The organism is Halorientalis sp. LT38 (assembly GCF_037031225.1).
GTDB classification, from domain to species: domain Archaea; phylum Halobacteriota; class Halobacteria; order Halobacteriales; family Haloarculaceae; genus Halorientalis; species Halorientalis halophila.
In genome coordinates, this window is sequence record NZ_JAYEZN010000001.1 from 1364791 (window position 1) to 1379788 (window position 14998).

The following is a 14998-nucleotide window of genomic DNA, read 5'->3' on the forward strand; positions in this document are numbered from 1 at the left end:
ACGATTAGCACAACGTCAGCGGCCGTACCTGTCGAACTCGGCGGGCACACCGGTCGAACTGACGCCGTGCTCGCCGGCATCCCCCCGGCCACCTCCCTGCGGGTTCTGTAGACTACCCGCCACTATGTGTGGTCTGTTTTCACACGGAGGTATATATTGATGGCCTAAACCATACGAACCCTGACAAAACATTAATGAGGCTGTTATGCACACGCAAAGAGGAGGATATGACACGACACGACGAGTCGAACTCGGGACGGAGTCGGCGTAGCTATCTGAAAATCACCGGTGTAATCGGAGCCGGCGCACTGGCCGGTTGTACGGGCGGCGGTGGCGGCGACGGTAGCGGCCCCATCTCGATCGGTGCACCGGCAGCCCAGACCGGACAGTACGATTACCTCCAGGAAGGGTGTACGAGAGTCCTGGAGCTCGCGCTCGAACAGATCAACGAGGCCGGCGGGCCGCTCGACCGGGAGATGGAGCTGCTCCTCCGGGACACGGCCGTCAACCCCCAGCAGGCGCGGAACGTCGTCGACCAGATGACGACCGTCGACGGCTGTGAGGTCATCTGCGGGTTGTTCTCGAACGAGATTCCGGCGAACTGGGACTTCCTGCAGTCCAAGGAAGTGCCGATCGTCACCTACTGGCCGGGGTCGCGGTTCCTCGACACGCGTGGCGGCGACAACGACACGCCGGACGATCTCAGCGACGACGAGTGGGTCTGGCGCACCATCATCAGCGACTCCGTACACACCGCGGGCCAGGCGGTGAACGCGGCCGCGCGGGGTTACAGCCGCGTGGGTACCATCAACACCGCCACGGAGGGCGAGCGCTCCTGGATGACCGGCTTCACCGACGCCGCCGCGGCCGTCGACGGTGTCGAAGTCGTCAACTCGATCGAGGTCGAATCGGGCGCATCGAGCTACCAGAGCGGAATCGACCGCCTGCACAACGAGGACTTCGACGCGATGGTCATGTCGTTCGCGGTCGAAGACGCGATCACCGCCATCCGGGACTTCGCGTCGGGCGGCTACGACAGCGCGCTCCTCATGTCCGACGGCCTGAAGCACAACGACCTCGTCAACGAGGTCGGCGGCGATCTGCCCGAGGAGAACTTCGCTGCGCTGGCCGGCGCGTCCGGACCACACGGCGACCAGCTGATTAGCGACTTCGACGAGATGTACGACACCGACAGCATGGGCGACGACAACCACCCGTGGGCCATCTCGGCCTACGACTCGCTGACGGTCACCGCACTGGCCATCCACAGCGCCGGCGAGTACGACGCGGCGGCCATCCAGAAGAACATCCGCGCCGTCACCAGCCCCGGCGGCACGGAGGTCACCACCTTCGCGGACGGCAAGGAGGCCCTCGACAACGACGAGGAGATCAGCTTCCAGGGTGCGATGTCCAACGTCAACTTCACCCCGAAGGGCGACGTCTCGGCCGACACCGCCATCTACTCCGGCACCGACGGCAGCTGGGAAGAGCAGGACCCCGTCCCCGCGGCGGACATCGCGGCCGTCCTCGAGAGCGACGACTACGAAGTCAGCGAATAGCTGCCGTCGAGCACAAACGTTTTTAATTCCCCTAGAGATGGGCAACCTGTGACACAATGTCGTTAATCCAAAACCTGATATTCGGACTCGAGATGGGTTCGTATATCGCTATCGCAGCGATCGGGTTTACTATCATCTACGGTATCGTCAACATGATCAACTTCGCCTACGGCGAGTACATGACCATCGGGGCCTTCGTCGGCTGGTTCGCGATGTCGGAGTTCAGCCTCCCGCTGGCGGCGGCGATTCCGGTCGTCATCGTCGTCTCGGCGATCCTGGGATGGGTCATCTCACGGATCGTCTTCGTACCGAACCACGACGCCGGTCCCATCCCGCTGTTGCTGATCTCCATCGGGCTCGGGTTCGTGCTCCGGAACGGGTACCGGATCCTGCTGGGCGGGAGTCCGCGCTACTTCGACATGTCGCCGACGACGTTTCGGTTCGACTCGCTGGGCTTTTTCGTCACGACCCGGCACCTGACGATCATCGCGATCGGCCTGGTGTCGTTCCTGGCGATCCACCTGCTGTTGACGCGAACCGACGCCGGGATCGCGATGCGCGCCACCAGCGACAACGAGAAGCTCTCGACGATCTCCGGCATCTACACGGACAAGATCCGGCGCAACGTCTGGCTCCTCTCGTCGGGACTGGCCGGTCTCTCGGGCTTCATGCTCGCGACGTCGACCGCGGCGACGCCGCTGACCGGGTTCCACCAGATCCTGCTGGTCCTGTCGGCCGCCATCCTCGGCGGTGCCGGCAGCGCCTACGGGGCCATCGCCGGCGCCTACATCATCGGGCTGACGGTCACGCTGGCGGGGTCGTACCTGCCGGGTGAGTTCGCGAACCTGGGGACGATGTTCGCCTTCGTCATCCTGATCGTGGTGCTCCTGATCCGCCCGACCGGCATCGCGGACGTGGAGGAGGCATAACAATGAGTGAACTCACAGCCAAAATCTCGGAACTCTGGACGGAATCGCCCCTCAACTACCTGCGTGTCGGAGCGTTAGTCACGATCCTCTCTGTCGTCTACCTGTTCTCCGGGCTCCAGGCGGGCTACCCCGGATGGGTCCTGCTGGTGTTCAACGTCCTCATCGTCAACTTCGTCCTCTACGGCATCCTGCTGTTGGGCCTCAACCTCCAGTACGGGTACGCCGGCATCGTGAACTTCGGACCGGTGTTGTTCTTCGCGCTGGGCGCGTACACGGTCGCGCTCGTCAGCGCCGAGAGCACGTTCAGCGACCTCGGCATGGGCATGCCGTGGTACGTCGGCGTGGCCGCTGCGCTCGTCGTCGTCCTCGTCGTGGCGTTCATCCTCAGCCTCAGCACCATCCAGCTCCGCGGCGACTACCTGGCCGTCGTCACGCTCGCTGGTGCGGAGATCTTCCACGAGATGGCCGCGGGACTGCCGGCGACCCTGGGCGGCAACCAGGGTATCCCCGGCATCCCCCGGATCTTCCACGACATCGCCCCAGACGCGTTCACGGCCGGTCTGGCCGCGTTCGGCGCACTCACGGGGTTACTGATAATCAGCTACGCCGTCATGCAACGGCTCGGCGAGTCGCCGTTCGGTCGGGTGCTCCGCGGCATCCGCGACGACGAGACGGCCGTCGAGTTCCTGGGGAAGGACATCTTCTCCTACAAGATCAAGACGTTCCTCATCGGGTCGGTCCCGATGGGACTCGCGGGCGCGTTCCTCGGGCTGATCAACGGCGGCGTCGCTCCCGGGTTCATCACGATCGACGTGACGGTGCTCGTCTGGGTCGGGATGCTCATCGGCGGCGCGGGCAGCAACAGGGGCGCGCTGGTGGGACTGCTCATCATCTCGTCGTTCCAGCTGTTCACCCGCTTTGCGAACCAGTCGATCCCGGTCGGCTCCAACACGTTCGCGTCACTGCGACTGATGGCCGTCGGACTCCTGATGATCCTCATCATCGTGTACCGGCCACAGGGGCTCTTCGGTGACCCCGACAAGCTGGAGGTGGATGCATGACTCTGTTCGAGACCAACGACATCGAGAAGTCGTTCGGGGGCCTCCAGGCCCTCGACGGCGTCGACGTATCGATCGACGAGGGCGAACTCGTCGGACTCATCGGGCCGAACGGGGCCGGCAAGACCACGTACTTCAACTGCGTGACCGGGCTCCTCGACGCCGACGACGGCACGGTCAGGTTCGACGGGCAGGACGTCACGGACATGGACTCCGCGGAACTCGCGCGTGAGGGCATGGTCCGGACGTTCCAGCTGTCGCGGACGCTCAAGACGATGACCGCTCTCGAGAACGTCCAAATCGCGGCGATGGATCACCCCGGTGAGAACGCCTGGACCGCGTTCCGCCAGAGCGACGACCTGTACGAGGCCGAGGCGGAGATCACCGAACGGGCCGAGGAACTGCTCGATCGCTTCGACCTCGGCCACCACAAGGACACCTACGGGGGCAAGCTCTCCGGCGGTGACCGGAAGATCCTCGAGATCTGCCGGGGGCTGATGCTCGATCCGAAGCTGTTCCTGCTCGACGAACCGTTCGCCGGCGTCAACGAGGCGACGGTCGAGGAGATCTCCGATTACATCAGGGAGCTCAACGACGAGGGGATGACGTTCGTCATCATCGAGCACGGCCTGCGCGAGCTTGTCCAGCTCGTCGACCGCCTCATCGTACTGCACGAGGGCGCCGTCCTGGCCGACGGAGACCCGCACGACGTCGTCACCGACGAACAGGTCATCAACGTCTACATGGGGCAGGCCATGGACCTCGACGACGGCACCGAGAGCGAAGCGACCGACGCCTGACCGGCGTCCCCTTTACAGCGTCTGTTCGATTCCCACTCCTTCTTCGCGCGCCGTTCGATAGACGTGACCCGCCGTCACCACGTCCAGCACCGCCGACCCGACGCTCTCGACGACGACGATATCGTCGTCACGCTCCCGGCCGGCGGTCCCATCGAACGCCGCGGCGAGGGGCACGAGGTCCGACTCCTGCAGTGACGTGGCCGCCAGGTCGCCGATGGTCGCGACCTCCTCGGGGACGTCGGCGAACACGGCGGCCGCACGGTCGAAGACGCCCGGCTCGAGTTCCTGCATCGCTTCGTTGTACGCACCCACGGCGACGACGAGCGTTCCCGGGTCGAGGGCGTCCGCCGGGAAGACCGGGTCCGTGCTCGTCGTCGCCGTGACGACCACCGACGCCCCCGCCACGGCCTCGGCGGCCGAGTCGACGGCCGAGGCCGGCAGTCCCTCCGCCTCGAGCTCGTCGGCACAGTCGAAGCGGGAGTCGCTGGGCGAGTAGATCCGGACGTCCTCGACCTCGCTGACCGCGGCGATGGCCCGCGTCTGCCAGCGGGCCTGTGCGCCGGCGCCGATGACGCCCAGCCGCACCGGCTCGGAGGCGAATTCACGGACCGCGAGCGCGCCGATACAGCCCGTCCGCGCGTTCGTGATGCGCGTCCCGTCCATGAACGACAGCGGCACGCCCGTCCGGGCGTTCGAGAGGACGATCTGTGCGTTGAGCGTCGGTAACCCGCGGTCCTCGTTGCCCTCGTGGAGGCTGACGAGTTTGGTCGCGAAGACGTCGTCGCCGTGGACGTAGGCGGGCATCGCGATCCCCATACCGAGGGGATCGTCGGATTCGAGCCCCTGCCCGAGCGGATAGTGCGGACGATGCGGGCGCTCTGCCTCACCGGCTGCCTGTTTGACGAGCGCCGATTCGACGATCGGAACGAGTGCCCGGAGGTCGAGGACACGTTGGACGTCGTCGTCGGTTAGGAACAGTACCATGACAGATCGTCCGGACCCACGGTAGTTATGTGTTCCTCTCGGATGGCCCGACAGCGGTACACTTATTCCAATCCCCGGAAAAGAGAATTCCCAATGAAGGTAACGGTAGTAGGAGGCGGTATCGTCGGTCTCTCGTCAGCGTACTATCTCGCGCGTGGCGGTGCGGACGTCACGCTCTGCGAGAAGGGATCGCTCGGGATGGGAAGCACCGCTCGCTCCGCCGGCGGCATCCGGACGCAGTTCTCGACCGAGATCAACGTGGAACTGTCGCTGCGCTCCCTCGAGGTCTGGGACTCCTTCCACGAGCAGTTCGACGTCGATATCGCCCACAGGCGAAACGGTTACCTGTTCGTGACGGGCGACGAGGAGACCGCCGATCGGTGCCGGACGGACGTCGAGATGCAAAACGAACTCGGCGCCGAGAGTCGGTTCATCACGCCGGCGGAAGCCGAGGAACACTGTCCGGGGCTCGAGACCGACGGCCTCGTCGCGGCGACGTACAACGGTCAGGACGGGTTCGCCGACCCCAACCTCGCCATGCAGGGCTACGCCGGGGAGGCCCGGGAGGAGGGCGTCGACATCCGGACCAAGACGGCCGTCACAGACGTCCAGACAGACGGCGACGAGGTCACCGGCGTCGTGACGGACGAGGGCCGCATCGACGCGGACATCGTGGTCAACGCCGCCGGCGCCTGGTCCCAGGCCCTCGCCGACCTGGCGGACGTCGACTTGCCGATCAGCCCCCGGCGACGGCAGTTGGCCGTCGTCGACCCCCAGCGCAGTCTGTCGGACGACGTGCCGCTGACGATCAACCTCGACACGGGGTCGTACTTCCGGCCCGAGCGCGACGGTGCGGCCCTGGTCGGCGGCCACTTCGGCGACGACCCCGACGTCGATCCGGACCGGTACTCGGACTCGCTGGACATCGAGTGGGCGGCGACGGCCGTCGAGCACGCCGCGGAGTACACCGCCTACTTCGGGGACGATGCGCGGATCCGCCGGGGCTGGGCGGGCCTCTACGCCGTCACGCCCGACCACCATCCCATCATCGAGGAGACCGCGCCCGGGTTCGTCACCGCGGCGGGCTTCTCCGGCCACGGCTTCCAGCACGCCCCCGCGACCGGGAAGCTGGTCGCCGAACTCTGTTTCGACGGGGAGGCGTCGCTCGCGGACATCTCGTGTCTGTCGAGCAGCCGGTTCGAGGACGGAACCGGCATGATAGAACACAACGTCGCGTAGTTTTCCGGCCGTTCTCCGAGCCGTCTCAGGCGAAATCGATGCGGTAGTAGTCGGTGAACTTCACCAGGTCGTACTGGACGAGCTCCGTCGCCGTCGTCAGGTCCAGCCGACCCCGTCCGGTGTCGCCGGAGACGAGCGTGAAGAGCCGCTCTTTGGCGGTCTCGGAGAGTTCGTCGAAGTGCGCGACGCGAGCGTCCTCCGGAACCGTCTCGGGGCGGTGGATCCGGATCCGCGATTCGTTGTTACTGGCAGCCATGGTACTCGTATACGCGATTTACGATCTATTAAACGTTTGGTTCGAAAAACGACGGGAACGGCAGACCTGAGCGCTCGCGGCGGCGTTACTCCGACATCCACTCGCTGGCCTGGGGCTCCCGAGGATCGGTCGGGATCTCGACCAGAACGGGTTCGTCGGCGGCCAGCGCCGTCGAGAGTCGGTCTTCGAGGTCGCTCCCGGTCTCGGCGCGGAGGCTGCGCATGCCCATGCTCTCGGCCAGCGCGGTGAAGCTGATCGGTGAGTCCTCCCAGCCGTACACGCCGGTATCGAGGTCGTACGTCCGTTCCGCCTCCTCGGTGATGATGGCGTAGTCGTTGTTGTTGAGGACGAGGACGGTGATCGGCAGGTCCTCGGCGACGGCGGTGTGGAGTTCGTGGATGCACATCATCAGCCCGCCGTCGCCGGTCAGGACGACGACGTCCTCGTCGGGATTGGCCTGTTGCGCGCCGATACCGGACGGGAGTCCGGTGCCCATGGTCGCCCACGAGCCGGGGTTGACGTACTTGTCGGGCCCGTAGGACTCGAAGGTGTTGAGTCCCCAGACGCGGAACCCGCCGGCGTCGACCGCGACGGTCGCCTCGCGGGGGATCGTCTCCCGGGCCGTCCGGAGGACCTGGACCGACGTCAGCGGCGTCTCCTCGCCCAGCAGCGGTTCGATCCGCTCGTCCCTGGCCGACCGCAACCGCTCGGCGGTCGCTTCCCCGTCGGCCGGCTCCTGGTCGTCGGCCAGTCGGTCCTCGATCTTCCGCATCGCCTCGCCCCCGTCACCGATGACGGCCACGGCCGGGTCGTAGCCGGTGCCGAGGTCGTCGGGGTGGAGCGTGACGTGGACCAGTCGCTCCGGAACGTCGACGGACCACGACCGGGTGGCGACGGCGTCGAAGTCGGTTCCGACGCCCAGGGCCGCGTCCGCATCGCCGATGGCCGCAAGCAGTTCGGGGGTCGCGCTGCCCGAGAGCGTGCCGGCCGATAGCGGGTGGTCCTCGGGGATGACTCCCTTGCCCTTGTAGGTCGTGACGACGGGTGCGCCCAGCCGTTCGGCGAGCGAGCGCAGTTCGTCGCTCGCCCCGGACGACCGAACGCCGCCGCCGGCGAGGATCAGCGGCGCGTCGGCGTCGGCCAGCAGGTCCGTTGCGGCCTCGACGTCCTCGTCGGCGACCGACTCCAGGCAGTCCGTGTCGTAGTCACGAGCCTGCGAGAGCGGGACGTCCATCTTCAGGAAGTTCTTCGGGATGCCGATCCGGACCGGCCCCATCGGCGGTGTCCGGGCGATGGCGACGGCTCGGTCGACCTCCGAAGCGGTCGCCGAGGGACGCTCGACCAGGATGTTCTCCTTGACGACGTTGTCGTAGGTGTCCGGTGGCGTCTCGTGGATGCCGTCGCCGCCGCGGATCTCGGGCTCGGTCTCCACGGCGAAGTGGATCAACGGCGTACAGTCGTTGAGGGCGTTCTTCAGGCCGTTCATCGCGTTCATGTCGCCCGGTCCGGGCACGACGAATGTCGCGGCCATCCGGTCGCTGGTCTCGGCGTACCCCCACGCCTGATGGGTGACCGCGGTCTCGTGTCTGGCGACGACGAACTCGATCGCGTCGCTCTCGCCGATGGCCTGGTTCAGCGGGAGCGTCTGCTTTCCGGGAATCCCGAACACCGTATCGATCCCGTTGGCTACCAGCCGGTCGATGACCGCCTCGTTGATCAGCATGGCCTGGGATACTTGAGGGGCCTACTTAGTCCTACCTGTCCCTCGAACGAGAGTCCTGGCCCACCCATCGGAAACGTTAATCAGATCAGTCCTGTCAGTACGGACGATGCTAGATTACTTCGGCCTGGAGGCCGACCTCGGTGCGGAAGAGCGGATGATCCGGGACACGGCCCGCGAGTTCGTCGACGAGAATGTACGCCCCGACATCGGCGAGCACTGGATCGAGGGCACCTTCCCGAAAGACCTCATCCCCGAGATGGGCGAGATGGGCTTTTACGCCCCGAATCTGGAGGGCTACGGATCGCCCAACGTCAGCGAGACCGCCTACGGCCTCCTGATGCAGGAACTGGAAGCCTGTGACTCCGGTCTGCGCTCGATGGCGAGCGTCCAGGGCGCCCTCGTGATGTATCCGATCCACGCTTACGGCAGCGAGGAGCAGAAAGAGGAGTGGCTCCCCAAACTCGGGAGCGGTGAAGCGGTCGGCTGCTTCGGCCTCACAGAGCCCGAACACGGCTCGAACCCGACCGCGATGGAGACTCGCGCAGAAGAAGCCGACGGCGGCTACCTGCTCAACGGGTCGAAGACGTGGATCACGAACTCACCGATTTCGGACGTGGCGATCGTCTGGGCGCGTGATCGGACCGACCCGGATACCCCCGTCCGCGGGTTCCTCGTCGAGACCGATCGGGACGGCGTCTCGACCAACAAGATCACGGAGAAACTCTCGCTGCGAGCGTCCATCACGGGCGAGATCGGCCTCAACGACGTGTTCGTGCCCGAGGAGAACCTGCTGCCCGGCGCAGAGGGCATGGGCGGCCCGCTGGGCTGTCTGACCCAGGCCCGCTACGGCATCGCCTGGGGCGCTATCGGCGCCGCACGCGATAGCTTCGAGACCGCCCGGCAGTACGCCAAGGATCGCGATCAATTCGGAGGGCCCATCGGCCGGTTCCAGATCCAGCAGCAGAAGCTGGCGGAGATGGCCACCCAGATTACCCTGGCACAGCTGCTGGCACACCGACTCGCGGACCTCAAGGAACGCGGCGAGATGCGCCCGCAACACGTCTCGATGGCCAAACGCAACAACGTCCGGATGGCCCGCGACGAGTCCCGCGTCGCCCGCGAGATGCTCGGCGGCAACGGCATCACGGCGGACTACTCGCCGATGCGTCACATGGCGAACCTCGAGACGGTTTATACCTACGAGGGCACGCACGACATCCACACCCTCATCCTCGGCGAGGACCTGACCGGCTTCGCCGCCTACGAGTGACCGACGATGTCTGAACCGAACTCCACGACCGGCGGACCGCTGGACGGCGTAACCGTGCTCGACGCGTCACGGGTCCTCTCGGGCCCCTTCTGTACGATGCAGCTCGGCGACCTCGGTGCGGAGGTGGTCAAGATCGAGCGTCCCGACGGCGGCGACCAGACGCGCAGCTGGAGTCCGCCCGAGTACGGCGACTCCGGCGAGGCCGCCTACTACCTCAGCACCAACCGGAACAAGCGCTCGCTGACGCTCAACCTCGCGAGCGAGGACGGCCGCGACGTGTTTCGCGACCTGGCCGAGAAGGCCGACGTAGTGGTCGAGAACTTCCGCGTCGGCAAGATGGCCGAGTGGGACCTCGACTACGAGACCCTCTCGGCCGAGAACCCCGACCTGGTCTACTGCTCCATCTCCGGATACGGACAGGACGGCCCGCACAAGGACCGACCGGCCTACGACCTCATCATGCAGGCCGAGGGCGGCATGATGAGCATCACCGGCGAGCAGGGCCGCCCGCCCGTCCGCGTCGGCGTCGCGATCGCGGACATCGGCGCGGGGATGTACGCCGCCCAGTCCATCCTGGCCGCGCTCTTCCACCGCGAGTTCCAGGACGCCGGCGGCCAGTACATCGACGTCGCCCTCTTCGAGGCGATGGTCGCCTGGCAGACCTACATGGCCTCATACTACTTCGCCACGGGCGACCCGCCCGGGCGGATGGGGAGCAAACACCCGACCATCGCGCCCTACCAGGCCTTCCCGACGACCGATGGCTACATCGTGGTCGCCGTCCCGTCGCCGAACCTGTGGCCGCGCTTCTGTCGGGCCATCGACCGCGAGGACCTCGTCGAGGACCCGCGGTTCGAGACCAACGACGACCGCGTGACCAACCGCGAGGAACTCGACGCCATCCTCGAAGCCGAGTTCGAAGAGTACAGCACCGCGGCGGCGAAGGAACGCCTCGACGACCACGGCGTCCCGGCCAGCAGGGTCAACGACATGGCCGACGTGTTCGACCACCCGCAGGTCCTGGCACGCGGCATGCGACAGCAGGTCGATCACCCGACTGCGGACGAAGTCGAGATGCCCGGCAGCCCCATGAACCTGGGCGACACGCCGACGGGAATCGACCGTCACCCGCCGCTGCTCGGCGAACACACCGAGGAGATCCTCTCGGAATTCGGATTCGACGACGAAACCATCGCTCGCTTCCACGAGAACGGCGTCGTCTGACCCCGTCACTGCTCGCCCGTCCTTTGCAATCCGTTTCCCTCACGGAAGCTCCAGACCCGTTCTTCGAGGGGGAATCGCTGATCCGCGACACGGAACGAGGTTTTTGCCGCGATATCGTAACCGCCCAGAACGACAGTTTCGAGGCTTCTTCTCCCAATCCTTCGAGTCTCCAGTGCGGCGCCGGGGCCGTGTTTGGAAGAGTATACCAGGGTTCGGCCGTCGGTCGCAGATCACTAATCCCGTGTGTTCAGGGCGTAGAGCCCCGTAGTTTGCGTGTCCGCGATACGGAATCAGATTCGACCGTCGTCGGATCCGTAACCCCGTCAACCACACATGTTCGGACGTTTAAACGACTATGCGTGGGTTTCGCAGTAAACTTAGGCAAACGTAGCTACGGTTAAACCGTTTCTCATCGCGGAACAGTTAAGTGCGGAAGGGCGCTAGGACGGAACATGAAAGGAGGCGAGCAAGAAGGGATCAAGTCCAACGAGACGCTGTTCCAGTTGATCGAGACGCTCAAACAGCTCGACGGCGCCGGTGTCACCGAGCTAGCCACCCGGATGGACGTCTCGAAAAGCACGATCCACCGCCACCTCACGACGCTCGAGGACCACGAGTACGTGATCCGGGACGGCCAGGAGTTCCGGCTGAGCCTCAAGTTCCTCGAGTACGGTGGCTACGTTCGCCGGACCAACGAGATTGCCAAACAGATCCGCCCGCGGATCGAGGAGCTGGCCGACAAGACTGGCGAACTCTCGGCGTACGTGGTCGAAGAACACGGCCAGGGAGTGTTCGTCTTCCGCGGCATCGGGGACAACGCCGTCGGGACCGACGCCGGGGTCGGCAAGCGGTTTCACCTCCACTCGTTGGCGGCCGGAAAGGCGATGCTCGCCGAGCTCTCGCCCGAACGCGTCGACGAGATAATCGAGACCCACGGCCTTCCAGCGTACACGGACAACACCATCACCGAGGCCGACGAACTCCGCGAGGAACTCGACGCGATCCGCGACCGCGGGTTCGCGGTCGACCGCCAGGAGCACCTCATGGGCCTCCACGCCGTCGCAGCACCGGTGTACGGCCCGAACGACGAACTCCGTGGCGCGTTCAACGTCGCCGGCCCCAGCCACCGGATGAAAGGCGACTGGTTCACCGAGGAGATCCCGGAACTCCTGTTGGGCACCATCACCGAGTTCCAACTCGACATCACCTATGCCTGAGAGTGGTTCACAAGACTCCGTTCCGCTTTGCGGAACAGTTTCGGCTCCGGCACCTATTACAACACTAGCTTTGTAATCTTGGACCGGTTCACCGGGCCGAGTCCCGAGATCGTAGCCCGTCGGACGATTGCTGTTCCCTCCCTCTGCATCGGCTACGCACTCAATTTCGAGCAGTTATTCGGCTGTTTTTGACACTTACAGCAACTCTAAGCCGTATGCGGGGCAGCCCGTACATTCCGGCGTCCGACTTCCTCGGACGCGTATCCGACGCGGTTCCGTTATGAGGAACGCCGGATTTCGTCCCGACTGCCCAGTGGGAGCTAAACAGGAGGTTTATGCGGGTTCGAATCGATCACTGGACGAATGTCGATACTCAAGACCGAAGACGTGACCGAGGAGATTCGGCGACTGACGTTGAACCGTCCGGACTCGCTCAACGCACTCAGTAGAGCCCTCCTCTCGCGGATCGCCGAGGAGGTCCGCGCCGCCGACGGTGAGTACCGGGTGCTGATCCTGGAGGGGGCCGGTGACGCGTTCACCGCCGGCGCCGACCTCGACGAGGAGGAGGGCGCTGGCGACCTGTTCCAGGAGATAACCCGTGCCGTCCGGGAGTTCGAGGGCATCGTCATCGGGAAACTCCACGGCTGGGTCATCGGCGGCGGATTCGAGTGGACGCTCTCGTTCGACCTGCGCTACGCCCACTCGGACACGACGTTCAAGCTGACGGAGTCCGAGATCGGCGTGACGGTAACCAACGCCTCGACGCTGCTGCTCCCGCTGTACGTCGGTGCCGGGACGGCCCGCGAACTCGTCTACACGAGTCGCGAACTCCCCGCCGTGGAGGCAGAGCAACACGGGTTGCTCGCCGGTGTCTTCGACGACGCCGACGACCTCGAGGACAAAGTTATCGACGTCGCCACGGACATCGTGGAGAACAAGTCGGCGAACGCGCTGCGACTCAACAAACGCGCCATGGACCAGGCGTTCCCCGTCGAGGAGGTCCTCAAACGGGAAGAGTTGATCAACGAGTACTGCCACGACATCGAGGACATGGGGTGGTAGCCGGGCGGTAAGTGGTGGGCGACGCCGATTTCGGGTCCGGTGTCACGGCGACCGGCCCAGGGACTCTTCGGGAATTCGACTGGCCAACGTTTATACGGCCCCTCTTGGAAATGCGTGCAGGTACCAAATGACATCGGATTCAATCGATTACTACACGGGAAGCATCGAGGAGACGCACGCGGCCGCCCGCGAAGACGTACTGGCGCTGGGCGAGTTCGGTGCCTGGATCGGCGGCGAGGCGAGGACGGCCGCGGACGGCGAGGCGTTCGCGACGCTCGACCCCGTCGTCGGCGAGGAGATCTGCTCGGTGCCCCGGTGTACCGCGGCGGACGTCGACGCCGCCGTCGACGCCGCCCGGGACGCCTTCGACGGCGAGTGGGGCGCCTATTCGCCCCAGGAGCGGTCCAACGCGATCCTCTCGTGGGTGGACGCCCTGCGCGAGAACGTCGGCGACCTCGCGCTGATAGAGAGCCTCGACGGCGGCAAACCGCTGAATCACGCCCTGGTCGAGACGAAGTACGCCCTGGACTTCCTCGAGTACTACGGGAAGGTTATCCAGGCCGACGAGGGCATCACGGTCCCGACGGACGACGACATGCACGTCTACACCCGCCACGAACCCTACGGCGTGGTCGGGCTCGTGACGCCGTGGAACTTCCCGCTGACCATCTCGTTCTGGAAGGTCGGCCCGGCGCTGGCGGCGGGCAACGCCGCCGTCATCAAACCCGCGGAGCAGACGCCGCTCTCGCTCCTGTACGCCGCCGAGCTATCCAAAGGAATCCTCCCCGACGGCGCCCTGAACGTCGTCACCGGGTTCGGCGAGGAGGCCGGCGCGCCGCTGACCGAGCACGCGGGCGTCGGGAAGGTCTCGTTCACCGGCGAGGACGTCACCGGCAAGACGGTGATGAAGGCCGCCGCGGAGACCGTCAAACCCGTGACGCTGGAACTCGGCGGGAAGTCGCCGTACGTCGTCTTCCCCGACGCCGATATCGAGGAGGCCGTCCGCGACGTGGCCCACGGCATCTTCTACAACGCCGGCCAGTCCTGTGACGCCTGTTCGCGCGTGCTCGTCCACGAGGACGTCGCCGAGGAGTTCACCGAGGGACTCGTTGCGCGGGCCGAAGGGCTCACCCCGGGCGACACCCTGAAAGAAGGGACGACCGTCGGCCCCCTCATCTCCGAGGACCAGTTCGGGAAAGTCACCGATTACATCGGCGTCGGTGAAGGCGAGGGCGCGACGCTCGCGACCGGCGGCGCCGTCGACGACGGCGACCTCGCCGAGGGCTGGTTCGTCCGCCCGACGGTGCTCACCGACGTCGACAACGACATGCGGGTCGCCCAGGAGGAGATCTTCGGGCCGGTCGAGGTCGTCACGACCTTCGAGAGCTACGACGAGGCCATCGAACTGGCGAACGACGTGGAGTTCGGCCTGGCCGCCGGCGTCGCGACCGAGAACGCGACGCTGGCCCACCGGGCGGCCGCCGACATCGACGCCGGCAGCGTCTGGGTCAACGGCAACTACGCCACGCCCATCCCGGGTGGCCCCTTCGGCGGCTACAAGCAGTCCGGGATCGGCCGGGAGTGCAGCCGGGACGCTCTTCGCCACTACTCCCAGGAGAAAGCCGTCCACGTCGCGCTCGACGACCCGTCCCTCTGAGGCGGGTCGACGGCGCGTCC

The 14998-nt window shown here is 65.8% G+C and carries 13 protein-coding genes; 10 read left to right on the forward strand and 3 right to left on the reverse strand.

Features of this window, described 5'->3' with window-relative positions:
- Positions 1 to 227 precede the first annotated feature (227 nt).
- The 4 genes from U5918_RS06990 to U5918_RS07005 are packed head-to-tail and all read left to right on the forward strand — an operon-like array spanning position 228 to position 4346.
- A complete protein-coding gene (locus tag U5918_RS06990; RefSeq protein ID WP_336000470.1) occupies positions 228 to 1559 on the forward strand; it encodes an ABC transporter substrate-binding protein in 1332 nt (443 codons plus the stop codon).
- Between the two features lie 56 nt (positions 1560 to 1615).
- Positions 1616 to 2488, forward strand: a complete 873-nt coding sequence (locus U5918_RS06995) for a branched-chain amino acid ABC transporter permease (RefSeq protein WP_336000472.1) — start codon at positions 1616 to 1618, stop codon at positions 2486 to 2488.
- Between the two features lie 2 nt (positions 2489 to 2490).
- On the forward strand, positions 2491 to 3549 hold the full coding sequence (locus tag U5918_RS07000; protein ID WP_336000473.1) for a branched-chain amino acid ABC transporter permease: 1059 nt from the start codon (positions 2491 to 2493) through the stop codon (positions 3547 to 3549).
- Complete coding sequence (locus U5918_RS07005) at positions 3546 to 4346, forward strand: ABC transporter ATP-binding protein (RefSeq protein WP_336000474.1); 801 nt, start codon at positions 3546 to 3548, stop codon at positions 4344 to 4346. The genes U5918_RS07000 and U5918_RS07005 overlap by 4 nt, the downstream gene beginning before the upstream one ends.
- 12 nt (positions 4347 to 4358) lie before the next feature.
- Here U5918_RS07005 and U5918_RS07010 read toward each other — a convergent pair whose 3' ends face one another.
- A complete protein-coding gene (locus U5918_RS07010; protein ID WP_336000475.1) occupies positions 4359 to 5330 on the reverse strand; it encodes an ornithine cyclodeaminase family protein in 972 nt (323 codons plus the stop codon).
- Between the two features lie 93 nt (positions 5331 to 5423).
- Here U5918_RS07010 and U5918_RS07015 point away from each other — a divergent pair, with 93 nt between their 5' ends.
- A complete protein-coding gene (locus U5918_RS07015) occupies positions 5424 to 6569 on the forward strand; it encodes an NAD(P)/FAD-dependent oxidoreductase (protein WP_336000476.1) in 1146 nt (381 codons plus the stop codon).
- Between the two features lie 25 nt (positions 6570 to 6594).
- Here the strand turns inward: U5918_RS07015 and U5918_RS07020 are convergent, their stop codons facing one another.
- On the reverse strand, positions 6595 to 6825 hold the full coding sequence (locus U5918_RS07020; RefSeq protein ID WP_336000477.1) for a DUF7979 domain-containing protein: 231 nt from the start codon (positions 6823 to 6825) through the stop codon (positions 6595 to 6597).
- An 85-nt stretch (positions 6826 to 6910) separates the two neighbouring features.
- Positions 6911 to 8548 carry a thiamine pyrophosphate-binding protein gene (locus U5918_RS07025; protein ID WP_336000478.1) on the reverse strand — a complete coding sequence of 546 codons (1638 nt, stop codon included), beginning with the start codon at positions 8546 to 8548 and terminating at the stop codon, positions 6911 to 6913.
- Between the two features lie 106 nt (positions 8549 to 8654).
- On the opposite strand from U5918_RS07025, the gene U5918_RS07030 reads away from it, so the two are divergent.
- The 5 genes from U5918_RS07030 (at position 8655) to U5918_RS07050 (ending at position 14978) form a co-directional block, all read left to right on the forward strand.
- Positions 8655 to 9818, forward strand: coding sequence for an acyl-CoA dehydrogenase family protein (locus tag U5918_RS07030; RefSeq protein ID WP_336000479.1), 1164 nt, complete (start codon positions 8655 to 8657; stop codon positions 9816 to 9818).
- A gap of 6 nt (positions 9819 to 9824) precedes the next feature.
- Positions 9825 to 11042: a CaiB/BaiF CoA transferase family protein gene (locus tag U5918_RS07035; protein ID WP_336000481.1), complete on the forward strand. Its 1218-nt coding sequence runs from the start codon at positions 9825 to 9827 to the stop codon at positions 11040 to 11042.
- Between the two features lie 452 nt (positions 11043 to 11494).
- The gene (locus tag U5918_RS07040; RefSeq protein WP_336000483.1) at positions 11495 to 12259 is read left to right on the forward strand and encodes an IclR family transcriptional regulator; all 765 of its coding nucleotides are present in this window, start codon (positions 11495 to 11497) and stop codon (positions 12257 to 12259) included.
- A 363-nt stretch (positions 12260 to 12622) separates the two neighbouring features.
- Positions 12623 to 13321, forward strand: a complete 699-nt coding sequence (locus U5918_RS07045) for an enoyl-CoA hydratase/isomerase family protein (protein WP_336000485.1) — start codon at positions 12623 to 12625, stop codon at positions 13319 to 13321.
- A gap of 127 nt (positions 13322 to 13448) precedes the next feature.
- Positions 13449 to 14978 (forward strand): aldehyde dehydrogenase family protein, encoded by a 1530-nt coding sequence (locus tag U5918_RS07050; protein ID WP_336000486.1) that lies wholly within the window; start codon positions 13449 to 13451, stop codon positions 14976 to 14978.
- Positions 14979 to 14998: the final 20 nt, after the last annotated feature.